This window comes from Acinetobacter sp. ANC_7588, from assembly GCF_056783995.1.
The window spans coordinates 142,596-167,454 of sequence record NZ_JBWYIU010000004.1; the positions used below are offsets into that span (position 1 = coordinate 142,596).

Sequence of the window (24,859 nt, forward strand, 5' to 3'; positions counted from 1 at the left end):
TTAACTCCCTTCCAAATCAGATCTGATATCAGATAGGTGCTCGTGTAATCGTTGTAATGCACGTTGGGTATCGAAGCGTTGAATATCAAATTCTATGTGCTGCCATATAGAAGGATCACAGACATTGAGTTTCTTGCAAATTTCGAGCATCTCTTTGGCTCCACGGATATAACCAATACTCAAATAATCTTCTAGTTTGATTAGCGCTTGTTCTGGTGCTTCATCATCCTCATCAATTACGCTGACAGATAAAGCGTTGCCATCATGGTGTAAGGGTTCAACCTGTTTTTGAGGTTCTTCTGCGGCTTGAGTTGGCTCATTCTGATGAACCCAGTTCAAGCCTAATTTATCTCCAATTTTGTTCAGTAGCAGATTTAAGTCCACTGGTTTGACCAGAAAGTCTTCATTCAATACATCGGTTTCAGGGTTCTGCATTCGTTCATTGGCATCTGCGGAAATAATGATGATGGGAACATTGGTCATTTTATTATTTCTCAATAATTTCGCAGTTTCCCACCCTCCCATCAAAGGCATACTCAAATCCATTAAAATTAAATCTGGTCGAAATCCAGGGACTTTTCTTAGACATTGCAATCCCGATTCTGCTTCTTCAAGAATAAAGCCGAGAGGTTTAAGGAAATTTAAAACTAGTCCACGATCAGTTGCTTCATTGTCTACGACCAATATTTTACGGCGATGTCCCGTATAGCCAGATACTGTATTCGATGCGACATCAGCAATCGGATGAATGACCGACTTTGAAGGTAAATATAGTTTTATTTTAAAAATAGAACCGTTTTTTAACGTACTGCTGACCTTTAACTCCCCACCGAGAATATCCACCAATAGTTTAACAATTGGTAAACCCAAACCTGTTCCAGCAAAGCTCCCTTGTACGACATTTTGTCCGCGCTCAAAAGGCTGGAATATTCGCTCTAGATCTGCTTCAGCAATTCCGCATCCCGTATCATGAATTTCAAAATATGCCGTCTGAAAGCGATAATCCACTCGAAATTTCACCTCTCCTTCGAGCGTAAATTTCAAAGCATTTCCCATTAAATTGATAAGGATCTGTTCAAGTCTTTTTTTATCTATACGTACGTATTGTGGTATTTTTTCACTAATTTCGACCGTAAATTTCAGTTGTTTTTGTTGGAATTGTGGCTCAAACATATTCACGATTTGTTGGAGAAACTTCGGAAATTCAATATTCGACATTTCTAAGGAAATTTTACCTGTTTCAATCCTTGCAAGATCAAGTAAACCATCAATCAAGGACGTTAAATGCTGCCCACTACGACGAATCACGCCCAGCGCAGCTTTTCCTTGTTCAGAGAGTTGTTCTTGTTTATTGAGTAACTGGCTATATCCTAAAATACTATTTAGAGGTGTTCTCAGTTCATGACTAATCCCAACAACATAACGACTTTTGGCCTCATTGGCTTTTTCAGCTTGAGTTCGTGCATCTTGTAATTGCCGATCTGTAATTTTATGCGCTTCAATTTCGTCCATGAGCAGTTGTGTTTGCATATTACTTTCAAGCTGAGCTTGTCGGCGACTTTCATCATTGAGTACCAACCACCATGCTGCAACACATAACAGTAAAAATAATACGGCATAAATTTTCACAAATAGCATCAGCAACTCATGCTGTTGAGTTGATCCAAATACTGTGCCGAATTTACTCAGTTCTTGTAAATAAACCAGACTTAAACTGACTGCCAAAACCACACTCAGAACAAAGATCATCAAAATATAAAGGCTCAATCTAGTATTGATGTATCTCAACCATTGGTGCGGTAGAAACCAAACTGCAAAATGCTTAAGTTGTGCAGACCACCGTGCATGAGGCTTACATAAATCATGGCAACGAGCTTCTAAGGTACAGCATAAAGAACAAATAATATTGTTATAAGCAGGACAAGTCGCCATGTCAGCCATTTCATACTCATGCTCACAAACCACACATCGTTGTGTCTCTATTGGTTTTAATGATTTATCTTCATGACGTGCGATGTAGTATTTGCCACGAGTAAAATAAGCAAGCATTGGGACACAGACGATAGCTGAACCTAAAGCAATAAATCCTGCTAAGGATTTTGCGATATCACCAAATAATCCCCAGTAGCATAAAATCGACAATAAGGATGCAATACATAAACTGCCAACACCGACTGGATTAATGTCATAGAGGTAAGCACGCCTAAACTCAATTCCTTTCGGGCTCAGCCCCAATGGCTTACAGATGACGAGATCAGCAACGATGGCACCCACCCATGCCAAGGCCACATTACTATAAAGCCCTAATACACGCTCCACCGCATGGATGACACCCAGCTCCATCAACAATAGCGCAATAAAAATATTGAATACTAACCAGACCACACGTCCGGGATGACTGTGCGTTAAGCGTGCAAAGAAATTAGACCATGCCAATGAGCCAGCATAAGCGTTGGTTACGTTGATCTTTAACTGTGCGATACACACAAACATGACTGTAAGAAATAATGCAGCACCAGAATGCTCAATCACTTGTTGGTAGGCGATCCAATATAGATAATTCGGATTGCTTAATTCATGATTCGGCACCATAAATTTAAGGGCGAGAACCATTAAAATCATTCCCATAAAAATTTTAATGAATCCCACCAATATCCATGCAGGACCGCCTAAAAATACCGCCCAGTTCCATGTCTTTTGAGCATGTTTTTTGTCTGGCAAAAATCTTAAATAATCAGCTTGTTCACCAATCTGCGTAATCAGCGCAAACAAAACAGTGCAAGATGCGCCAAAAAAAGCCAAATTGAATCCTGCACTTTGACTTTGCGCGCCTTCTATTAGGGCAACTTCAGAGAGCAGAGTCGGATGCTTCACCAAAACAAAGCACCATGGTAGTAATAATAAAAAAATCCATAATGGTTGGGTAAACGCTTGTACTTTATTAATAAACCCTATGCCTTTGATCACTAGGGGCAGAATAATAAGCGCAGAAATTAAATAACCTAGACTCAGCGGCACACCTAAACCAAGCTCAAGCGCCAAAGCCATGATAGCGGCTTCAAAAGCAAAGAAGATGAAAGTAAAACTGGCGTAAATGACTGAAGTTATAGATGAGCCGATATAGCCAAAGCCTGCGCCCCGCGTAAGTAGGTCAATATCAACATTGTATTTGGCCGCGTAATATCCAATAGGCCAACTGGTCAAAAAGATAATGATTGAAACGACCACTAAGGCCCAGAATGCATTGCTAAAGCCGTATTGCCATAACATGGTTGCACCAAGCGCTTCCATCGCTAGAAAACTGACTGCTGCAAGCGCTGTATTGGTCACCGTCCAAAGGGACCACCGTCTTACTGACCTCGGTGCGTAGCGTAGTGCATAGTCTTCAATACTCTCATCAACCACCCAAGTATTGTATTTACGGCGTGTATGAATCACCCGTTGCGGTGCTTGAGGAGTATTGCTAGATGAAACCATAAAGCTAGGCAATTTAAATAGACCCTTACAGTTAGCAAAATCTATGCCCAGCTTAACTTTCATCAAAAATCATTTTGAGGAACATCGATATACGTAAAGTGACGTATATGCTCATTTTTTAACACCCCTTAGGCTTAAGTCCATAGCAAGCGCAAACAATAAATCGCGCAATGGCCTTATCTACTTCATCAGGGGAACACCAATGACCTTAAAATCTAAAGTTAAAACATCTGGCTTACTCGCAGGACTACTCGCTGTTCCTTTTTTACTGGCACCTGTCTTGACCACTGCGAGTGTTCCAGCGACAGCAAAAGTAAATACAACCAAACTTAACGTAAATGATAAATTCGTCTATGTCGGTCAGCTTCATTCAGCGACAGGAACGATGGCAATCTCTGAAACAGGAGCCATCCAAGCAGAACGTTTAGCCATTGAGCAGATCAACAAACAAGGTGGTGTATTAGGTCGTCAGATTAAAATTGTTCAAGAAGATGGAGCATCTGACTGGCCAACTTTCGCTGAGAAAGCCCGAAAATTAACTGAAAAGGATCGTGTTGCAGCAATTTTTGGTTGCTGGACTTCAGCTTCTCGTAAAGCCGTATTACCTATTATTGAACGAAATAATTCACTTCTATATTACCCAACATTCTATGAAGGTCTAGAACAATCTAAAAATGTGATTTATACCGGTCAAGAAGCTACACAACAGGTGCTTGAGTCTCTGAATTGGCTTGCACGTGAGAAAAAAGCCAAAACATTCTATTTGATCGGTTCTGACTATATTTGGCCACGTACCACCATGAAAATTGCCCGTACACACATTGAAAAAGTGTTGAAAGGTAAAGTCGTCGGTGAAGAATACTACCCGCTTGGACATACGCAATTTGGTTCTTTAATTAACAAAACCAAACTTCGTAAACCAGATGCAATTGTCGCTGCCGTGGTGGGTGGATCAAACGTTTCATTCTATAAGCAAATGAAAGCTGCAGGCGTGACTGGCGATAAGCAAACACTGCTCACCTTCTCTGTGACAGAAGATGAATTACTGGGGATTGGTGGCGAAAATATGAAGGGTTTCTACTCTTCAATGAAATATTTCCAAAGTCTAAATAATCCAAGTAATGCAGCTTTCGTAAAAGCATTTAAAGCGAAATACGGTCCTAAAGCAGTAATTGGTGATGTGACTCAAGCCGCTTATCTTGGTCCGTGGCTATGGAAAGCCGCAGTTGAAAAAGCTGGTAGTTTTGATGTTGCTAAAGTGACCAAAGCCTCTCCAGGCATCGAAATGAAAAATGCGCCTGAAGGTTACGTGAAAATTGATGCCAATCATCATTTATGGAGCAAATCACGTATTGCACAAGTGCAAACCAATGGTCAATTCAAAGTGGTCTACGAATCAAAAGGTTTAATCAAGCCTAATCCATTCCCTAAAGGCTACTAATCGACAGCACATGATCAGGAGAGCCCTCTCCTGATCTTTTCATTTCAAACCTATTATTTAAAGCTTGGAGGATGAGGCGATGGATTTATCTTTAGCTGACTTCGGTGCAATATTTGCGATGCAAGGCTTTAATGGTCTTTCTGTTTTCTGTGTGCTGTTGTTAATGGCACTGGGCCTTGCAATTATTTTTGGGCAAATGGGTGTCATCAATATGGCACATGGTGAATTCCTCACAATAGGCGCGTATACCACATTTGTCATTTCAACCCTGACTGAAAGCTATTTTCCTCAGTTGCTTCCTTATTATTTTATTGTAGCGATTGTGGCAGCTTTTCTGACAGCAGGCATTATCGGCTATATGGTCGAACGGCTCATGATTAGTCGGCTTTATCAGCGGCCACTCGATACTTTGCTTGCAACTTGGGGCTTGAGCTTAATCATGCAACAAGTGTTTCGCTCTACATTTGGTCCCAAAGAAGTGAGTCCAACACTACCTGATTGGCTTATGGGCTCTTATCAACCGACAGAGACGATTGATATTCCTATTAATGGCTTATTCCTTGTCGGTGTCACACTCACCGTGACCGCTTTCGTCTATTTCCTCATCTATCGTTCTCGCTGGGGCTTACAGCTTCGTGCGACAAACCAAAACCGTTTCATGAGTGGTGCCGTTGGTATTAATACAAAGCGTGTGGACAGTCTAACATTCGCATTAGGTTGTGGTTTGGCCGGTATTGCTGGTGCGGCGTTTACGACAATTGGCTCAACTGGTCCAACTGCAGGCTCTCTCTATATCGTAGACACGTTCTTGGTTGTGGTGTTTGGTGGAGCTGCAAGTCTATTAGGCACTATCGCTTCGGCTTTCAGTATTGCACAAGCCCAATCAATCCTAGAGTTTTTCCTGTCAGGCTCTGTTGCCAAAGTCATTACCTTAGCGACGGTCATCATCATTTTGATGTTACGTCCTCAAGGTTTGTTCTCAATCAAAGTTCGTAAATAGGTATTCAGGAGAGATTGATATGAGTAATCCAATGAATGCCTTGTTAGGCGGTAAAGAAGGTGCGATTGGACTGGCTATATTGGCAGTACTGATCCTATTTGTAATGCCCATGTTTTTAGATGTTTTCCGTCTTAATTTAATGGGTAAATATCTTACGTTTGCTTTTGTTGCGATTGGTTTAGTGCTGTGCTGGGGTTACGGCGGCATTTTGAGTTTAGGTCAGGGTATTTTCTTTGGGATCGGTGGCTACTGTATGGCTATGTTCCTCAAACTTGAAGCTTCTGACATGCAATCCACAGCAGCTCAAACCACACCCGGTATTCCTGATTTTATGGACTGGAATCAAATTACCAGCCTACCAATGTTCTGGGAACCATTCCATAGTTTCACATTTACCCTATTCGCGATTGTAATTATTCCAATTTTATTGGCTTTTATTATTGGTTTTGCAATGTTTACTCGTCGTGTAGGAGACGTGTATTTCTCTATCATCATGCAAGCGATTGTGGCGATTTTGACAATTTTGATTATTGGTCAACAAGGCTTTACTGGCGGTATTAACGGTATTACTGATCTCAAGACATTACATGGCTGGGACATCCGTACGGATGAGGCAAAGTACGTTCTGTATTACATCAATGCATTGTTACTCATCGCAGTCATCATGATCAGTCGCTTTGTTCTCAGCTCAAAGTTAGGTCGCTTACTTTCTGCAATGCGTGAAAAAGAAGAACGTGTACGTTTTTCTGGTTATGACGTTTCAATGTACAAAGTCTTTATCTTCTGCTTTGCGGCAGTCGTTTCTTCCGTCGGTGGGGCAATGTTTACGCTGCAAGTCGGCTTCATGTCTCCAACGATTATTGGCATCGTCCCATCTATTGAAATGGTGATCTTAGCTGCAGTTGGCGGACGTTTATCACTGATTGGAGCTGTATATGGTGCAGTTTTAGTTAACCTCGGTAAAACTTACTTCTCTGAAGCATTCCCTGAAGTATGGTTGTACTTCCTTGGTGCATTGTTCATAGGCGTTGTGATGTTCTTACCGAATGGTTTAGCTGGCTTATATGAAAAATATGTTCGCCCACTTATCTTCAAAGATAAAAAAACAACGGCTTCGCCTCCCCCCCATCAACCCATGGAGTCCAATAAAGATAGCAATGTTGAAATAGAAGGAGGTGTGAAATGAGTAAAGTCGGCGTAGAAATGGCAAAACCTGTACTTGTAATTGAAGATCTCACAGTCTCGTTTGACGGCTTTAAAGCCGTCAGCGATCTCAACTTCTATCTCGATAAAAACGAAGTTCACGTGGTGATCGGCCCTAATGGTGCAGGTAAAACAACAGTGTTGGATTTGATTTGCGGAAAAACTAAAGCAACTTCTGGCACGATCAAATTTAATGATATTGAACTGACTAAGCTCAAAGAGTTCGAAATCGTTCGTAAAGGTGTCGGTCGTAAATTTCAAAACCCTAATATTTACGAAAACCTTTCAGTCTATGACAACCTCGAAATGTCTTTCCCACGTGGTCGTAATGTGTTTGGGGCTTTGTTCTTTAAGCGAACCAAAGATGTCAAAGAACGTATCCAAGAAGTCGCTTCAAAAATTTTCCTCACTGATTTATTACACACCTCCGCAGGCCTATTGTCTCATGGACAAAAACAATGGCTTGAAATAGGGATGTTGCTTATGCAAGACCCCGAGTTGTTAATGCTGGATGAACCTGTGGCAGGCATGAGTGTTTCTGAGCGCGAACAGACAGCACAACTGCTTCGTGAAATCAGTAAAGGACGCTCAGTCCTCGTGATTGAGCACGATATGGAGTTCGTAAAAACCATTGCAGATAAAGTGACTGTATTGCATCAAGGGAAAATCCTCGCAGCAGGAAAAATGGATGATGTGCAAAGTGATCCAAAAGTCATTGAAGTCTATCTCGGACACTAAGGAGGCCTTATGAGCGGATTATTAGAAATTAGTTCTTTGTGTTCAGGTTATAAACAAAGCCAAGTCATTCATGATCTAGAACTTAAAATTCAACCCAAAGAAATTGTGGCGATTATGGGGCGGAACGGGATGGGTAAAACCACACTGTTTAAAACTCTTATCGGTGATATTAAAAATACTCAAGGCGAAATCAAGCTCGATGGTAAAAACTTAGAAAAGCTTGACCCGTATCAACGTGTGGAAAATGGTGTTGCCTATGTTCCTCAAGGTCGAATGATTTTCTCAACCATGTCTGTTCTAGAGAATATTCAAACGGGTCTCCCTGCGTCTGCACATGGAAAAGTACCTGACGATCTGTATGAGCTTTTCCCTGTACTTTGGGATATGCGTAAACGCAAAGGGGGAAATTTATCTGGTGGACAACAGCAACAATTGGCAATTGCACGTGCACTCGCCACTAACCCCAAAGTATTGCTGCTCGATGAACCTACCGAGGGAATCCAGCCCTCGATTATTAAAGATATTGCGAAAACGCTAAAAGAAATTCGCGATCAGCGAGATCTCACTATCGTGGTCTCCGAGCAAGTACTGAGCTTTACTATGGCGATGGCAGATCGCTTCTTGGTCATCGATAAAGGCCGTTTTGCTTATGAAGATGTCAGAGCGAATGTCGATGAAGCAACCATTAGTAAATATCTTTCAGTTTAAAGCACGTCATCTCATCAACTCTTAATTTGGCATCTCCCTCGATTTTTCGGGGGATTTTTTTGACCATTTGTTGGAGTGGTATTGTTATTTCGATCTAAAGACTCATGCGAAATATCGCTTCATATACGCAATTCACCGTATTTTGCATCGATCAATTTCACGCGAAACTCCTTACATAGATTTTAATTTTAAAGATATGGGGAGTAAGTTTAATGCGTCACGGTGATATCTCAAGTAGTCCAAATACAGTAGGTGTAGCAGTAGTGAACTATAAAATTCCACGCTTGCACACCAAAGCAGAAGTACTTGAGAATGCAAAAAAAATTGCTGAAATGTTGAAAGGAATTAAACAAGGTATTCCAGGTATGGATCTCATTGTTTTTCCTGAATACAGCACCATGGGCATTATGTATGATCATGATGAAATGATGGCAACGGCAGCCACAATCCCAGGTGATGAAACGGCAATTTTCTCTCAAGCTTGTATTGAAGCAAATGTTTGGGGCGTATTCTCAATTACTGGGGAACAGCACGAAGAACACCCGCATAAAGTGCCATATAACACCTTAGTGCTCATCAATAACAAAGGTGAAATCGTTCAAAAATATCGCAAGATTATTCCATGGTGCCCAATTGAAGGCTGGTGCCCTGGAGATACGACTTATGTGACAGAGGGCCCTAAAGGCATCAAGATGTCACTCATTATCTGTGACGACGGCAATTACCCTGAAATTTGGCGCGACTGTGCGATGAAAGGTGCTGAACTTGTGGTGCGATGCCAGGGTTATATGTACCCGGCTGATGAACAGCAAATCAATATGGCCAAATGTATGGCTTGGGCAAATAACGTTTATGTCGCTGTTGCCAATTGTACTGGTTTTGATGGGGTGTATACCTACTTTGGACATTCGGCAGTGGTCGGCTTTGACGGACGTACATTAGGTGAATGTGGTACGGAAGAAAATGGTATCCAATACGCACAGTTATCACTCACAGAAATACGTGATGCACGTAAATACGATCAATCACAAAATCACTTGTTCAAGCTTCTACACCGTGGCTATACAGGCGTATACAACAATGGTGATGGTGATAAAGGGGTTGCCGATTGTCCATTCGACTTCTACAAGACATGGGTCTTAGACGCACAAAAAGCACAGGAAAATGTTGAGCAGTTTACGCGTTCAACCATTGGCGTTGCAGAGTGCCCAATTGGCAACTTACCTCACGAAGGGTTAGAGAAAGAAGCTTCTTAAAGAAGCTTCGTCCGACTTGATTTCAGGAGGTTTCGAACATGACATTTGCCAGTGACCGTATACATGCCAATCAGGAAAGTTTGGCAAAACAACGCTATGACATGCAAAGCAAGGAATGTATTGCACGTACTTCCCGATTCAGTTTTGAACCAGATGCCGTGATGACCCATCTACGTGAACATATTATTGGGCAAGAAGCCGCACTTGATGAAATTGAAAATATGCTCACCACAGTGAAAGCAGATTTTAACGCAGCTCATCGTCCTTTAAGTGTCACACTGATGTTAGGTCCTACCGGTGTAGGAAAAACTGAAACAGTCCGCCTCATTGCTGAAGCGATACACGGTAAAGCTGATGCATTCAGTCGAATTGATATGAATACATTGGCACAAGAGCATTATGCAGCCGCCCTGACAGGTGCCCCACCAGGCTATGTCGGCTCTAAAGAAGGAAATACTTTATTCGATGAAGCCCTGATTCAAGGGAGTTTCTCCAAACCTGGCATTGTTCTCTTTGATGAAATTGAAAAAGCCAGTACTGAAGTCATTCGAGGGCTACTCAATGTGCTTGAAACAGGAACTTTAAAATTAACTGCGGGTACAAAGGTTTTAGACTTTAAAAACTGCATGATTTTTATGACGAGTAATGTGGGTGCTAAAGATGCTCAAAAGCGCCTGAAACAACTTAGTCAATTACCGAAACCACTCCAGAAATTAGCCAAGCATTTGAAATTAGATGACAGTGAAATCACGACAAAAGCACTCGATAAAAAGTTTGATCCTGAGTTTCTAAATCGCATTGAGCGAATCTTACATTATCAGCCAGTTGAATCTGATTTTGCTGCAACCTTAGTCCAACTCGAAATTGACAAAATGAACCAACGTCTAAAAAAGCAAAGTCGAACCATTGCTTTGACCGATGCTGCCATTCGATTCCTGAGTTCAGGACATGATGTTCGATTTGGTGCTCGGGGTTTAAGCCGTCGTTTTAAAGTGTTAGTTGAACCTGAACTCGCGAAAGCTTTTCTAAACAACAAGCACATTAGTGAATTCATCATCGATTACGACAATACGAAGCTTCAAATTCAGATGATTGAGCCTGCAGTGAAACAACTTGATCCGTTACTGATACACGAAGCATCACAACAACACTGAGACCTAAACTTTATTTGACCTCAATACAGGGGATACATTATGCAACATATTAAAATCAAACCAGGAATTCCACTTGCGGAACAAGCCGAAATTGGTCACAACCGTTGGCACCCAGACCTACCTTTTCTAACATCAGTAAAACCTGGTGAAGAAATTCTGATTGAAAGCTTGGATTTCCTTGACGCACAAATTAAAGATACTGACGATATTTCTGATGTTAAAAATGTGGATTTAACACGTGCTCATCCTTTAACAGGTCCATTCTATGTTGAAGGTGCAGAACCAGGTGATTTGTTGGTCATTGATCTACTAGACATTCAACCGATTTCTGATGTGGGTTTTTCGGGTGTTTTTGCCAAGGAAAATGGTGGTGGCTTCTTGGCGGACTATTTCCCAGAAGCAGATAAAGCTATTTGGGATTTGAAAGGTTTATTTGCAACTTCACGTCATATCCCTGGTGTACGTATTGCAGGTTTAAAACATCCTGGCTTGATGGGAACCCTACCATCACATGATTTACTGAAAGAATGGAATCGCCGTGAAGCATTGCTCGTTCCTAAAGGTCAAGCAAACCCTCCTGATCCACGTACAGCCGTTCTGCGTGGTGTAAAAGGTCCCGAATTTGATCGTATGGCGGCTGAAGCTGCACGCACAGTTCCTCCACGTGAACATGGGGGTAACACAGACATTAAAGACCTTGCTGCAGGAAGCCGTATTTACTTCCCTGTTTATCAAAAAGGTGCTGGCTTCTCAATGGGCGACCTCCACTTCTCACAAGGTGATGGTGAAATTGGTTTCTGTGGTGCGATTGAAATGGATGGCGTTACACGTGTCGGTTTCGATTTAATCAAAGGTGGGATGGAAAAATACAATATTGATTCACCTATCTTTGTTCCAAGCAATGTACGTCCAAATTATGATCAATGGCTGACTTTCGAAGGGATCAGTGTTGAAGATGGTGTAAATCACTATCTCGATGCGACAGTGGCTTACCGCCAAGCATGTCTAAAAGCCATCAAGTATCTTGAAAATTTTGGCTTTACTGGGTCACAAGCCTACATGTTACTTACCGCTGCACCGGTTGAAGGTCGTATCGGAGGTATTGTAGATATTCCAAACTGTGCATGTACCGTCTCACTCCCAACCTCCATTTTTGAACAAAATATATTGCCGCAAGGTGCTTTAAATGACGATAAATTTTGGGGGCATAAGCGCTAATTAGCGCATTATTGTTGTTACAGGTTTCACCATTTTACGGGGTAGCTTGAGTAAGCATGCGAGCTACCTCCTTTTTAACTTTTAAACATGCACATGCTTAAAAATAAGTAGGAGCACGACCATGCCATTATACGATTTCCGCTGTGAGCACTGCGAAGGAATTTTTGAACAACGTGTGCCTATTTCTAGGATTGCAACTGACACTATCGAATGTAAATACTGTCAACAACCCACCTTAGCTAAACCAATGATTACTGGCAGACAACAAATCAACATGAAGACCAAATGGCGTCCAGGGTCAGGCGCAGAACAACTTGCAGGACCTTTAGTCGGCGGTCCAGGTACCAATAAAAATAGTGCACGCAGTTCAGTGCTACACAACTGTCGTGGTGTGAATTGTTCACTCTGTGAAGTATAAAAAAGCCCGCATCTGCGGGCTTTAATGCTCGTGTCTGCAGAAAATTAAACGACTAATTCAGCTAAGTTGCCTTTTTGTTCCAACCATTCTTTACGATCACTTGCGCGTTTCTTGGCTAATAATTTATCTAATAAACCTGAAGTAAAATGCACATCATCCAAATCTAGTTGCACCAAACGACGAGTATTGGGATCCAATGTTGTTTCACGGAGCTGACTTGCATTCATCTCACCCAAACCTTTAAATCGTGTGATTTGTGGGGATTTAGTTTTGGCTTTTTTCAATATGCCTTCTAATTCTGCTTCGTCAAGCGCGTAATGCACATCTTTACCGTCATCAATACGGAATAAAGGTGGCATCGCAACAAATAAGTGCCCTGCTTCAACTAGGCTTGGGAAGTGCTTCACAAATAATGCACACAGCAAAGTCGCAATATGCAGACCATCAGAGTCAGCATCGGCCAAGATACAGATCTTGCCATAGCGGAGTTCAGACAAATCATCAGAACCCGGATCGACTCCTATTGCGATTGCAATATTATGCACCTCTTGAGAAGCAAGTACTTCATCTGAAGATACTTCCCAAGTGTTTAAAATTTTTCCGCGGATCGGCATAATCGCTTGGAAATTCTTATCACGCGCCTGTTTGGCAGATCCTCCAGCAGAATCACCTTCCACAATAAATAGTTCTGACTCTTCCAAACTATGTCCCACACAATCAGATAATTTGCCTGGTAAAGTTGGACCTGAAACGATTTTTTTGCGCTCAACTTTCTTTGCAGCTTTTAAACGACGTCCCGCTTTTGAAATCGCCATTTCAGCCAATTGCATTGCAATTTCAGAGTTTTGATTCAACCATAAGGCAAAAGCATCTTTTGCGATGTTCTGCACAATCCCAGAGGCTTCACGACTTGAAAGACGCTCTTTGGTTTGACCTGAAAATTGTGGCTCTTGAAATTTCAAAGACAGAATATAGTTCACGCCATCCCACACATCTTCCGCTGAAAGCTTCATATTACGTGGTAAGAGATTACGTAACTCACAGAACTCACGGATCGCATCCGTCACACCTGAACGAAGACCATTCACATGTGTGCCACCTTGAGCCGTTGGAATCAAGTTCACATAAGATTCTTGAATGCTCTCTCCACCTTCAACATTCCAACAAATCGCAAACTCCGCACTGGCACGTTCCGCGTCACCTGTAGCGACAAATGCAGGCGTAGGGATGATTTCACGATCTTCTAATTCATCCATCAAATAATCGACGAGACCATTTTCAAACTGCCAAGTGATTTTTTCGTCGTTAATTTCATCAACATAATTGATTTGTAAGCCAGCAGCTAATACCGCCTTCGCTTTTAAATTGTGTTTAAGTGCCTTTAATGCAAATTTAGGTGAATCAAAATATTTCGCTTCAGGCCAAAAGTGAACTGAGGTACCCGATGCACGTTTAGGTGCTTTACCTTCCAGAACTTCAAGTGGTGCCGTTGCTTCACCTTGCTCAAAGGCCATTTTGTATAAATTACCTTGGCGCTGAACTTGAACTTCCACACGTGTGGAAAGCGCATTTACAACAGAAATACCAACCCCGTGCAAACCACCAGAGAATTGATAATTATCTGTGCTGAATTTCCCGCCTGCATGCAGTTTAGTCAGAATAATTTCAATGCCGCTTTGACCATATTCAGGATGAATATCAACTGGCATACCACGCCCGTTATCTTCTACTGACAATGAACCATCTTTATACACAGTCACTGTAATTTTATTCGCGTGTCCTGCCAATGCTTCATCGACCGCATTATCAATGACCTCTTGCGCCAAATGGTTTGGACGTGTGGTATCGGTATACATGCCTGGACGACGGCGTACAGGATCTAAACCAGATAAGACTTCAAGGGATTGGGCCGTATATTGAGACACGTTGAATTGTTTCCTTATTTTAAGCTGTCAGCTAAAAACTGATATACCAAGGGTATTTTATACGCGAAATCATCCATCGCGTGATTGCCATATGTTTCTGTAATGAGGAACGCTTGATGACCATCGCAATTATAATAACGTTCCGCTTCACGATAATCCAAAACTTCATCACCTTGTTGTAACAAGACCAAGATTTTGTCTGCATCTTGCACAAACGGAACTGCCATATGCTCCAATTGATCAAGCTGAGCTTCATCTAACGACCAATTCGCAGTGACTGGATAAGGAAACTGCGCCGTTGAAAACAAGTTTCTAAATAATTTCCATGGTTGCATAGCGGGATTAATCAGTACAGCTGCGACTCCATGTTTCGCGGCAAGCTGCGTCGCATAAAATCCACCTAAACTGCTCCCAATCAAAACGACATTCGACATAGACTCGATGAGTGCCGAAATCGAAGTAATGACCTGATCAGGCGGCATATTTAAATCGGGCAAATGCACTTGTACATGTTCATGTCTTTCAAAATACTGACGAATCAGTTGCCCTTTAATCGAAAAAGGACTACTTTGAAATCCATGTAGATAGATAATATTCATAAACTGATTAATTGCATTTTCCTCAAAATTGTTCTAATTTTTATTGTGAATCAGATCACATATTTGTTTCTCTTTTGTACGATAACAAATATTGTCAGACAAAAAAATTAGAGCCGACCTGAAATCAAAGTTATCTTAAAAATTGTTCGGGATGAACAACATAAGATAAATACAAGGAATTTTATACAGTGATCATTGCTAAAAATAAAGTGTCTTTAGATGATCATGCACTATCAGGATAAGACTAGATGCCGAGTTTAACGCCACTACATGAAACCTATTGTAAATGGGATCGATCTCCTCCGAGTCAGGCCGATGTGCTTGAAGGTTTGGCACAACTGGTCAGCACTCCAATTAACCACGCTGTTCAAAATCTCATTCAATCACTTCAACGTGAAGTGCTCTTAACCGTATTTGGTTTAAGTAAAAAAACATCAAAAGAATTTCAAAAGAAAACCTACGTTCGAAAGTTATATCAATTTTCATATGACACGCTTCTAAATTACGGAAATTATTTGGTCGCACCAGCCCTGCGCAAAATCATTGATCAATTTCCGAAACTCCATGATAAACCCCTCACGCCAAAAATGATTTTTTTGGTCAGTGCTCTTAATGGCGTGATTGGCGACTATTTACTCAAAAATCAAAATCCGTTGGCGATTACCAGTAATCTGTATGATCACTATGGAGAGTTACAACAGGGTGACCTGTCAGGTCGTGTCGTGATCTTTTGCCATGGTCTGTGCATGAATCATCTTGATTGGACCAATCGCAACTATGGCGGTATTGGTGAAAAACTGCTTGCACAACGCGACAACAACACCATGCTTTATTTGCATTACAACACTGGTCGCAGAATTTCAGCGAATGGTCGTTCGTTGGCCAATATGCTTGAAGACTTGGTAAAGCGCAATCCACGTATCACCAGCCTTGATTTAATCGGTCACAGTATGGGTGGTTTGGTTTCTAGAAGTGCTTTGTTTTATGGTAAACAAAATCTCCATCAATGGTTTCACATGGCAGAGAATTTGGTCTGCTTAGGTTCTCCACATCATGGTGCGGTTCTAGAACGTATTGGCTTTGCCGTTCAAGAAAAAATTGGACACTTTCCCGTCATCAAGTTAGCCAGCCACATTGTGAATATTCGCAGTGATGGTATTTTGGATTTACGCCATGGTAGTGTCCGTGATGATGACTGGGAACACAATCACGCTCGTATTGGCATGATGGATGATAATCGTAAACCTGCACCGCTGCCTTCACATATCAATACATTCTTAGTAGCTGGAACAATTGAGTTTGAAAATCGTAAAAATCGTACACTCAAAGTCATTGGCGATTACTTAGTGAGTGTGCAAAGTGCTTTGGGTGAGCATCCAAATCCGCGATTCCAACTGAAATTGCCAGAATCACACAAAGCTGTGTTCTACGGGCTCAATCATATGGAGATTCAATACCATTCCAGTGTTGCTGAGCAAATCGTTAAATGGTTCTATCCACATCACGATGAATTAGCTGAAGAGCAAATCCGTAAATATTTAATCAAATTAGAAAGCATGGAAGGAATCGTAGAAACCTGACCATCTTCAATAAAAAAGCCAACTATTAGTTGGCTTTTTTATTTTAAGCAGGATACTTTCTGAATAACTGCCAAATCGAGATGATCAGCAAAATACTAAAAAATACCAAAGACCACACAGGTAAAGACTGACCTAGGAAAGTCCAGTCTACTACCGCACATTCGCCTGATCCTGACAGCACTTGTTGAAGCACTGTTTTAAGCGGCAAAGCATCTACCAAATAATCTAAACCAGGCCCACAACTTGGCACTTTATCTGGAGGTAAACTCTGCAGCCAGACATGACGTGCAGCAACACCCGCTGACCATAAAATCGATAATGTCCCTAGGAAAGCATATGCTCGTTTTAAACCATTACGGACGGGATTGTGTAGAACCGCAATAAAAGAAATCAGTCCCAGTCCGATCAGACCTAACCGTTGAAATACACACAATGGACAAGGCTCAAGTCCTTGGACATGTTCGAGATACAACGCGAAGGCCATTCCAATCACGCTGGCTACAAACAACAGACCACTCACCATGCGATAATTTTGCCACTGCATATACTTTCCTCAATATTTTTATCGATATGCTTTTAGATATTCTTTAAAGCTTAGACTAGACTCTGCTTCCAACTGTTGTTGCTGTTCAATTGATTGCACTGTGAGTTGTTCAAAATAGGTGACTTTATCCTGAGATAACACATAATTTTGATAATGATCAGCATGTTGATGCGCGAGCACACTGCCTAAGCTCCAAGTACCACTATGTTTTACAGTATCTTCTACTATTTTCGCAGAGAAGGTTTCATCCACCTCATCTACACGTGATTGCATGATTTGCATTGCATCAGAATACAACGAGGTCAAGTGAACTTGATCTAACGTTTCTGCTAAAGGCTGCATCTGTTTGAGATATTGATTTGCCCATGTCTCAATTTCAATTGATTGACCATTTTCAACAATGGCAGCATTTGGCGCACGTCCACGATTCACAACTTCTTGCTGGTTTTGTTCAATCACTTCAAGTTCATCATCTAGCAGCTCAGGACTGTCTTTTAATAAACAATAAAGCGCTAATACCTCTAAGAAGCCTGCAGTATCTTCATTAATACCAATAGGGCTGTATGGATTCACATCTACTGCGCGCAATTCTACATACCCTACACCACGGTTTGCTAATGCATCAGATGGTGTTTCACCAGACTGTGGTACTTGTTTAGGGCGTACAAGACTGTAGTACTCATTTTCAATTTGCAGTACGTGATCATTAATTTGGATCGGTTCGCCCGCTTCGTCATCTAATCCCAAACGACTGAAAGCAGCATAAGACGTTTTCACCGCCTTTTGTAAACCTGCTAAATATCCTTTCAAATCATTGTAATGAATACCTAACTCTTTCTGCGCCGAGTTTTGATATCCAAAGCGCCCCATACGCAATGCAGTGGCATATGGCAAATACAATGTTCCCTTAATTAAAGGCAATAAATGATGTTCACGACCCGTCATAAAACAACGACAGACTGATGGGCTTGCACCTATCAGGAACATAACCAATGGGGTTAAACGAATGAAATTTCGAATTAAAGCGAAATATCGATGGCTGCGATAATCCTGCAAACTGAGCTGTTTTAAAGCTTCATCTTGCTCGTTTGCTTGCAACTGCTCAAACAACGCATCAGGGAATGAAACATTGTAATGTACACCTGAAATCGTCTGCATACGACGACCATAACGTACACCTAAACCACGGCGGTATAAAGTTTTGAATTTACCGATATTGGATGAGCCATATTGCGCAAGACGAATGCTTTCTTCTTCATCATCCAACATACATGGCATCGACATTGGCCATAGCTTTTCACCATCTTCTAGGTGTCGATGGGTGAAAGCATGAATATCTTCTAAGTAGCTTAATGCTTCAGAAATTGAAGATTGAGGAGGCGTAATAAACTCAAGTAAGGCTTCAGAATAATCTGTCGTAATATGAGGATGAGTTAACGCAGAGCCTAAACCCTTAGGATGATCTTTCTGGGAGATAAAGCCATCACTTTGCATCCTTAGGCTTTCGCGCTCAATGCCTCGTAACATACCTTTAAACACCGTCGAATCCACCCAATTTGGTAAAATTGTTTCAGAGAGCGCTTCGGGTTGACTCATTACTTACTCGCTTATCTAGAAGAACGACTGAGATAAAAAATTATTGATTTATATCAAGTATACCGTGATTTATATTCCCAAATGCAGTTTGCATATACATTTCAGTTGGATAAACCTTTTATTTTGGCAAATTTTTAACACAATCTTAGTCTTTAAGACATCTGAAATTTGTGATTTTATTGCAGAATAAATGCTAACAAACTGTAAAGAATATGAATTATCACAACGTTATAGATTTTTGGTTCAGTGCTGAAACTCAACCGCATTGGTTTGCGAAAAGCGATGCTTTCGATCAACTTATTCAAGCGCAATTTGGTCACACCATCCAACAAGCTGCCGCAGGCGAACTATGGACATGGCGGGAAACTGCTTTAGGACGCTTAGCAGAAATCATTGTCTTGGATCAATTTTCTCGTAATGTTTATCGTGGCAAAGCTGAATCTTTTGCCCAAGATCCATTAGCACTTGGGCTAGCTCAAGAAGCGGTTCGTCTTGGTTTAGATCTCGAACTGGAACCTGAACAACGTAGCTTTTTATATATGCCTTTCATGCATAGCGAATCAAAAATCATTCACACTCAAGCGCTTCGTTTGTTTGAGGCATTAGGCAACCCTGTAAATTTAGACTTTGAGAAAAAGCATCAAGTCATCATTGAACGTTTCGGCCGCTATCCTCATCGTAATGAAATTTTAAATCGTCTCTCTACGCCTGAGGAAATAGAATTCTTAAAACAGCCAAACAGTAGCTTCTAAATTGATATTGACACAACAGACTTCAGGAGAGCGAAATGAAAAACTTATGCATGATTTTGGGATTATCTGGCATGCTCTTGCTGTCTGGTTGTGTCACGACGCCAAGTAAACCGCGTACATTTGATCAGCTTGGGCAATTCGCAACTATTCCCTTGAACCAATCAACGTATCGTATTAGTTTTCAAGGCTCATCTAACATGAGCTATGGTACAGCTGAAGAAATAACCTTACTTAAAGCTGCACAAACAACGGTCAAACAGGGCTTTCATTTTTTTAAAGTCCAAGATGATCCAAGCAATCGCACACAACAACCACCTCGTCAAGCTGTGGTTTATTCCAATCCTTACCCGTATGGTTATGGATATCGTAGACATCCTATGTTCTTTGATCCTTTTTATGATCTGCCACAGGTGGTCAGTTTAGAACCAGTTCAAGTAGCCTATACCATCACCTGTTTTAAAGATCAAAAAACAGCACCTCAAGATGCTTTTGATGCACGTTTAATTTTACAGGCCTTAGGGTCTAAATATGGTTTAAGTGCTACAGGCGACGTACTGCCTGTACAAACACAGCCTTCTCAATCACAATAAAATAATATTAATACAACAGCTTACATAGGAATTATGCATGAGTGCATCACCAACAATGACTACCCCTAGTCTGGATCGAAGCAAACGGTTTGCCATGATCGCACTGGTTGTCGCTGTATTGGCTTGGATATCGCTCATGGTGGCTGCCAAAATTTTTCCAGAATATGTTTGGCTTATTCATATTTTAATGTTGTCTGCTGAAGCAGGTGTGGTTGGTGGTTTAGCAGATTGGTATGCCATTACGGTTTTGTTTCGGAACCCATTCGGCCGTATCCCTATTCCTAAGTTTTTAAAAGATCACACCGAAATTATTCCACGTAACAAAGCGCGTATTGCAGAATCCATGGGACGTTTTGTTCAAGAAAACTTCCTATCGCCACAGATTGTGGCAAAAAGCTTGAGTCAAACAGATGTGAGTTTGGCAGTAGGACAATGGCTAGCCAATCCAGATAACAATCGTCAAGTGACTCAAGTGATTCAACAGACAGTGCCTAAAGTTTTTGAGTTTGTTGGACAAGAACAAGTCGGTAGGTTTATTCAAACTAACAGTGTGCAATGGGTAAAGAACACTCAAATCAATACCCTGGCCAGTGAAATGATTCGTGCCGTATTAGAAAATGACTTCCACCAAGATGTTTTACAACGTGGTCTCGATGTTGCGCACGGTTGGGTGACTTCACATCCTGAACAAACTCGGGAGCTAACCCGCACCCTATTTAAAGAACTCGGAGTGTGGCGTTTAGCCAAAGGCGCAAGTTGGATCGGTATCGATGTTCAACAAAGAACGATTGACTCTTTAATAGAGCGTGTCGAGTCAATGTTGGCAGATCCAGAGCATCCATGGCGTCAAAAAATTGAGAGTATTGCACAGCATTTAATGACTGAACTGGCAAATCCTGAAAGTCAGGCGAGTCTTAAATTAAATGAAACTAAAAATGCATTGTTAGATAGTCCTCAAGTTTTAAATTTTATTACTGGTGCCGTCGTCATTCTGTGCAATGCCATTCGTGAAGATTTGGAGAAAGCAGATTCAGGTATAGCTGAAAATTTACGTGTTGCGATTCAACAAGTCGGTCAAAACATCATTTCCAATCCTGCATTACGCCAATTATTAAATGACAAAATGAGTTCAATGGCAGTCAATCTCAGTGATCAATACAGCGAAAAAGTCATTTTATTTATCAGTGAACGCATTCACGAATGGGACTCACGAGAAATGATCGATAAAATTGAAAATGAAGTCGGTGGTGACTTACATATGATTCGCGTCAACGGTGTTGTCGTTGGTGCATTTATCGGTTTAGTGTTAGGGATCATCCGAGCAGCAGTTGAATTTTTGATTTAACTTAGAAATGAAATTTAAATTTGGTCGCTGACTAAAATTGAATTCATTGTGAATTGACGTCATCAAAAAGCCCATTTCTGCATGAATGGGCTGTATTTATTATTCTTAATCCATTTAAAGAACTAAGCTATCACTAGAGTCATTCCTATCTGCTTCATCTTATATAAACCATAATAATATTATAAGGTTACATAATTTTTTTACGATTTAAATGTGAAATAATATCTTGATAAGAGTCTACTTTACAAAAATAAGCTGGGGAGTTCTTTCTCACGTCTTCTGAGGGTTGAAATAAAAAACCATAATCAACTAAATGTAACATCGAAAAATCATTAAATGCATCACCGATCGCAATACTATTGGTCATTGAAACGTTTTCTTTTTGGAACTTTACAATAATTTCATGTTTCCCTTTATCTCGAGTATATAGAACATTTTCTATAAATCCATCTGGTCCAATTTCTAAGTGATGACAATATGTATTTTTAACAGGAAGATTTAATTTTTCAAAAAAGGGAAATAAAAACTCATAAAAGCAATCTGAAATAATGTTAACTTCAAAATTTTCAGCCTTTTGCAAATATTCTAAAAACTCCTTAGCATCTGGAATAACATCCAGTTCTTTAATGTCATCGATTAATTGTTTTAAAGGAATTTTATTTTCTTTCAGTAAATTAATTCTAAATTCCATCAGAGACTTATAGTCTGCGACTTCTCGAGTTGTAATCGCCAACTCTGGGATATTGTATACATTTGAAAAGTGTTTCCATATTTCAGGGACAAGAACACCTTCCATATCGATAAAAGCCATCTTTTTCATATTGCTACCCTATTATTGAAATTTAGCAAACAGAAGTGCTATCCCTAGCAGACATAATACAGTTCCAATCACTCTGTTAATCTGTACTTGCTTAGCTAACATTTTCTGTCTTAAAACAATCGATGAAAAAAGCAAAGCCACCAATCCAAACCATAAAAAATGAGCAAAAGACATAAATAGCCCATAACCGACCAGAATCGCTTTCGGCGTACTCACACTGATGATCTGAGTGTATGTACTAATCACAAATAAAGTCGTTTTAGGATTAAGTGCATTGGTGAAAAAGCCATATTTCACTGCTTGAAAAGGATTAATTGCAGCAGTTGATGACGTCTCGACAACCGGACTTTGTACAAAAGTTTTATAACCGATATAGATGAGATAGATGGCTCCAATATACTTCACAATATTTAGAATTTGAGGTGTATACGCCATGACAAATGCGACAGCAATGAGCGTATAAGTCACATGAATCAACACACCTAAAGAAATTCCCAGTGAAGTGAGAACACCTATCCTTCTACCATATAAGTAACTGTTTTTTGTCACGATAGCGAAATCAGCACCAGGACTCACAACAGCGAGTATGGTGATGAGAATAACTGCTATAAACTCACCCATTCATTATGCCTTTTTAAACGTGATCACTAATACATCTCTTAATCCAATATCACCCAACGTAAAATCATTGACTTTGATTTCCGTTACGCTGTGATAGACCTGATGATCATCCACAAGTGCGATATCTAAAAAATTTTCAAGCATAAATTCTGCTTTCTAATTCTTATTCAAGTCATAAATTCGGGTCATTCCACCTTGAACATTTTGACGGTTGATCATGGCCATTAAAACGAAATCCACACCATCGCGATGTATCCCTTCAGGGGTTGGCTTACCACTATCGTCAAATTTTGCTTCAATGCGAAATTGATGCGCTTCGATAAACCAATTTTCAGTTTCAATTTCTGAAAAGGTGAGATATGCGAATTGTAGTAAATTTCTAAAAATTGGATTTTCAATTGTATTTTTATCAATCTCTGAAAAATATCTCGCAATTCCACCATTCAAAGTGTTGTATTCAATCGTCTGAAAATGAGGAATATAAGAATTCTTCAGTAAAATTTTATGCTTATCATTAATAGTAAAAGTTGCATGTTTTCTTGTTCGATATTTACCTTTATCTGACATAAATTGATCTAAATCTAGAGCGTTCCAACTGTCTATAAAATCACTGACATCTTGCTCATTAACATCGTGAAAATTATTATTTTTCTGTATTTCTTGGAATGTATTTAAATCAATAAACGCATAACCCTTTTTGATTATCTCTTTTGAATATGTGTATTCATCGAGATGCTGCTTGTTAAATGGAATGAATTTTAATATATTTTCCATTGTATTAGCTTTATATTGCTTTTGGTAATCTTCATTTTGAACAAAAGTTAAAAAAATAAAATCAATAAAATCGACAAAAAATATATGAGTTTTTGGAATGATAGAAAAAATATCTTTGAATTCACTGAAGTTTTTTTATTTTGTCGCTAAATACAGCAGTGTCACGATTGCAGCAAAGAAATTATTTGTTACGCAAAGTGCCGTCAGTAAGCAAATTTACAATCTCGAAGAAATATTAAATATCACATTATTTGAACGACGAAATAAAACCTTGATACTCACCAAAGAAGGAGAAACTCTTTTTCATTGCGCTCAGAATATTTTCAATCAATTGGATGATTGTTTAATTGGACTAACTCAAAATAAAACTGAAAACAAACAATTGGTACTGTCCTGTGAACCAACCATTTCGATGAAGTGGTTAATTCCACGACTTGTTGAATTTAAAAAACTCGGACATGATTTTGAAGTGGTTTTGCTCACAGGTGGTGGTGTAGTCGACTTTGAAAAAGATAATATCGATATCGCAATACGAAGAAATGATTTTGAATGGGGATCGCATCTGTTTAGTGAGAAAATTGGCGATGAATATATTGTGGCAGTCCAAGCATCTCACCACCCTAAATCCAAAGAATTGTTAATTTCTAAATCACGCCCTTATTTTTCAAAAAAATTACACCAATTGGATGAACTCAAAGATATTTTGAAGAAACATTCCAAAATAGAATTAGAGCATTTTTACTTATGTTTAGAAGGCTGCTTGGCTGGCCTAGGAAAGACGATCATTTCTATCTACATGATTGAAAAAGAATTAGAGCTCAAGTCTGTAAAAAAAATAACACCAATTCTTCAGGATGGTTCTGCCTATTATCTACTGTCCCATACTAGATTTATTGAAGATCCTCGGAAGATTATTTTTTTAAATTGGTTAAAAAATGAAATGAAGCAAAGTCAGATCAATCATTTTTAACATGAGATCACATAGATCATCTAAGGTTTTAAACTTAATTGAAGATCATTAGAATCTTATGTAAATTAAAACGAATATGTCGCAGATATTTGTATTTAGTGCAGGCATTTCAACTGCTAAACTACGAAGA

General features: G+C 40.0%; 21 protein-coding genes and 1 pseudogene. 14 read left to right on the top strand and 8 right to left on the bottom strand.

The features are described 5' to 3' along the window. Complete coding sequence (locus AC1M9J_RS05730) at nucleotides 1-3,477, bottom strand: hybrid sensor histidine kinase/response regulator (RefSeq protein ID WP_481952037.1); 3,477 nt, start codon at nucleotides 3,475-3,477, stop codon at nucleotides 1-3. A 202-nt stretch (nucleotides 3,478-3,679) separates the two neighbouring features. Between AC1M9J_RS05730 and urtA the strand changes: the two genes are divergently transcribed. From urtA to AC1M9J_RS05775, 9 genes are all read left to right on the top strand, one after another. Next, on the top strand, nucleotides 3,680-4,918 hold the full coding sequence (urtA, locus tag AC1M9J_RS05735) for an urea ABC transporter substrate-binding protein (RefSeq protein ID WP_481952016.1): 1,239 nt from the start codon (nucleotides 3,680-3,682) through the stop codon (nucleotides 4,916-4,918). Between the two features lie 79 nt (nucleotides 4,919-4,997). Further along, nucleotides 4,998-5,918: an urea ABC transporter permease subunit UrtB gene (urtB, locus tag AC1M9J_RS05740; RefSeq protein WP_035264743.1), complete on the top strand. Its 921-nt coding sequence runs from the start codon at nucleotides 4,998-5,000 to the stop codon at nucleotides 5,916-5,918. A 19-nt stretch (nucleotides 5,919-5,937) separates the two neighbouring features. Further along, nucleotides 5,938-7,104, top strand: coding sequence for an urea ABC transporter permease subunit UrtC (urtC, locus tag AC1M9J_RS05745; protein ID WP_481952017.1), 1,167 nt, complete (start codon nucleotides 5,938-5,940; stop codon nucleotides 7,102-7,104). Next, the gene (gene urtD, locus AC1M9J_RS05750; protein ID WP_481591967.1) at nucleotides 7,101-7,859 is read left to right on the top strand and encodes an urea ABC transporter ATP-binding protein UrtD; all 759 of its coding nucleotides are present in this window, start codon (nucleotides 7,101-7,103) and stop codon (nucleotides 7,857-7,859) included. The genes urtC and urtD overlap by 4 nt, the downstream gene beginning before the upstream one ends. A 9-nt stretch (nucleotides 7,860-7,868) precedes the next feature. Then, nucleotides 7,869-8,567, top strand: a complete 699-nt coding sequence (urtE, locus tag AC1M9J_RS05755) for an urea ABC transporter ATP-binding subunit UrtE (RefSeq protein WP_035264750.1) — start codon at nucleotides 7,869-7,871, stop codon at nucleotides 8,565-8,567. Nucleotides 8,568-8,779: 212 nt separating this feature from the next. Beyond that, complete coding sequence (locus AC1M9J_RS05760) at nucleotides 8,780-9,823, top strand: aliphatic amidase (RefSeq protein ID WP_035264753.1); 1,044 nt, start codon at nucleotides 8,780-8,782, stop codon at nucleotides 9,821-9,823. Between the two features lie 38 nt (nucleotides 9,824-9,861). Continuing rightward, complete coding sequence (locus AC1M9J_RS05765; protein WP_481952018.1) at nucleotides 9,862-10,977, top strand: AAA family ATPase; 1,116 nt, start codon at nucleotides 9,862-9,864, stop codon at nucleotides 10,975-10,977. A 39-nt stretch (nucleotides 10,978-11,016) separates the two neighbouring features. Further along, on the top strand, nucleotides 11,017-12,195 hold the full coding sequence (gene fmdA, locus AC1M9J_RS05770) for a formamidase (RefSeq protein WP_481586901.1): 1,179 nt from the start codon (nucleotides 11,017-11,019) through the stop codon (nucleotides 12,193-12,195). A 121-nt stretch (nucleotides 12,196-12,316) separates the two neighbouring features. After that, on the top strand, nucleotides 12,317-12,613 hold the full coding sequence (locus tag AC1M9J_RS05775) for an FmdB family zinc ribbon protein (RefSeq protein WP_035264759.1): 297 nt from the start codon (nucleotides 12,317-12,319) through the stop codon (nucleotides 12,611-12,613). Nucleotides 12,614-12,657: 44 nt separating this feature from the next. On the opposite strand, the gene parE is transcribed toward AC1M9J_RS05775, so the two are convergent. Together parE and AC1M9J_RS05785 are read right to left on the bottom strand one after the other, a co-directional pair. After that, nucleotides 12,658-14,538 (bottom strand): DNA topoisomerase IV subunit B, encoded by a 1,881-nt coding sequence (gene parE, locus AC1M9J_RS05780; RefSeq protein WP_035264762.1) that lies wholly within the window; start codon nucleotides 14,536-14,538, stop codon nucleotides 12,658-12,660. A 14-nt stretch (nucleotides 14,539-14,552) separates the two neighbouring features. Continuing rightward, the gene (locus tag AC1M9J_RS05785; protein WP_481952019.1) at nucleotides 14,553-15,137 is read right to left on the bottom strand and encodes a YqiA/YcfP family alpha/beta fold hydrolase; all 585 of its coding nucleotides are present in this window, start codon (nucleotides 15,135-15,137) and stop codon (nucleotides 14,553-14,555) included. Nucleotides 15,138-15,385: 248 nt separating this feature from the next. Between AC1M9J_RS05785 and AC1M9J_RS05790 the strand changes: the two genes are divergently transcribed. Beyond that, on the top strand, nucleotides 15,386-16,717 hold the full coding sequence (locus tag AC1M9J_RS05790; RefSeq protein WP_035264768.1) for a PGAP1-like alpha/beta domain-containing protein: 1,332 nt from the start codon (nucleotides 15,386-15,388) through the stop codon (nucleotides 16,715-16,717). 43 nt (nucleotides 16,718-16,760) lie between these two features. Here the strand turns inward: AC1M9J_RS05790 and AC1M9J_RS05795 are convergent, their stop codons facing one another. Both AC1M9J_RS05795 and gshA read right to left on the bottom strand, forming a co-directional pair. Next, a complete protein-coding gene (locus AC1M9J_RS05795) occupies nucleotides 16,761-17,261 on the bottom strand; it encodes a disulfide bond formation protein B (RefSeq protein ID WP_180028388.1) in 501 nt (166 codons plus the stop codon). An 18-nt stretch (nucleotides 17,262-17,279) separates the two neighbouring features. Then, on the bottom strand, nucleotides 17,280-18,857 hold the full coding sequence (gshA, locus tag AC1M9J_RS05800; RefSeq protein WP_481952020.1) for a glutamate--cysteine ligase: 1,578 nt from the start codon (nucleotides 18,855-18,857) through the stop codon (nucleotides 17,280-17,282). Between the two features lie 212 nt (nucleotides 18,858-19,069). Here gshA and AC1M9J_RS05805 point away from each other — a divergent pair, with 212 nt between their 5' ends. From AC1M9J_RS05805 to AC1M9J_RS05815, 3 genes are read left to right on the top strand one after another with little or no spacing between them, the layout of a single operon-like run. Further along, a complete protein-coding gene (locus tag AC1M9J_RS05805) occupies nucleotides 19,070-19,609 on the top strand; it encodes a DUF924 family protein (protein WP_035264779.1) in 540 nt (179 codons plus the stop codon). A 35-nt stretch (nucleotides 19,610-19,644) separates the two neighbouring features. Beyond that, the gene (locus AC1M9J_RS05810; RefSeq protein WP_481952021.1) at nucleotides 19,645-20,199 is read left to right on the top strand and encodes a CC0125/CC1285 family lipoprotein; all 555 of its coding nucleotides are present in this window, start codon (nucleotides 19,645-19,647) and stop codon (nucleotides 20,197-20,199) included. 37 nt (nucleotides 20,200-20,236) lie between these two features. Beyond that, nucleotides 20,237-21,544, top strand: coding sequence for a DUF445 domain-containing protein (locus AC1M9J_RS05815; RefSeq protein WP_481952022.1), 1,308 nt, complete (start codon nucleotides 20,237-20,239; stop codon nucleotides 21,542-21,544). 187 nt (nucleotides 21,545-21,731) lie between these two features. Here the strand turns inward: AC1M9J_RS05815 and thrH are convergent, their stop codons facing one another. The 3 genes and pseudogenes from thrH to AC1M9J_RS05830 all read right to left on the bottom strand — a co-directional run bounded on the left by thrH (nucleotide 21,732) and on the right by AC1M9J_RS05830 (nucleotide 23,759). Further along, a complete protein-coding gene (thrH, locus tag AC1M9J_RS05820; RefSeq protein ID WP_092766549.1) occupies nucleotides 21,732-22,364 on the bottom strand; it encodes a bifunctional phosphoserine phosphatase/homoserine phosphotransferase ThrH in 633 nt (210 codons plus the stop codon). 12 nt (nucleotides 22,365-22,376) lie between these two features. Beyond that, nucleotides 22,377-22,985, bottom strand: a complete 609-nt coding sequence (locus AC1M9J_RS05825) for a LysE family translocator (RefSeq protein WP_035264787.1) — start codon at nucleotides 22,983-22,985, stop codon at nucleotides 22,377-22,379. 3 nt (nucleotides 22,986-22,988) lie between these two features. Beyond that, nucleotides 22,989-23,759: pseudogene (locus tag AC1M9J_RS05830) on the bottom strand (2OG-Fe dioxygenase family protein). A gap of 97 nt (nucleotides 23,760-23,856) precedes the next feature. On the opposite strand from AC1M9J_RS05830, the gene AC1M9J_RS05835 reads away from it, so the two are divergent. After that, the gene (locus AC1M9J_RS05835) at nucleotides 23,857-24,729 is read left to right on the top strand and encodes a LysR family transcriptional regulator (RefSeq protein ID WP_481952023.1); all 873 of its coding nucleotides are present in this window, start codon (nucleotides 23,857-23,859) and stop codon (nucleotides 24,727-24,729) included. The last annotated feature ends 130 nt before the right edge of the window (nucleotides 24,730-24,859 follow it).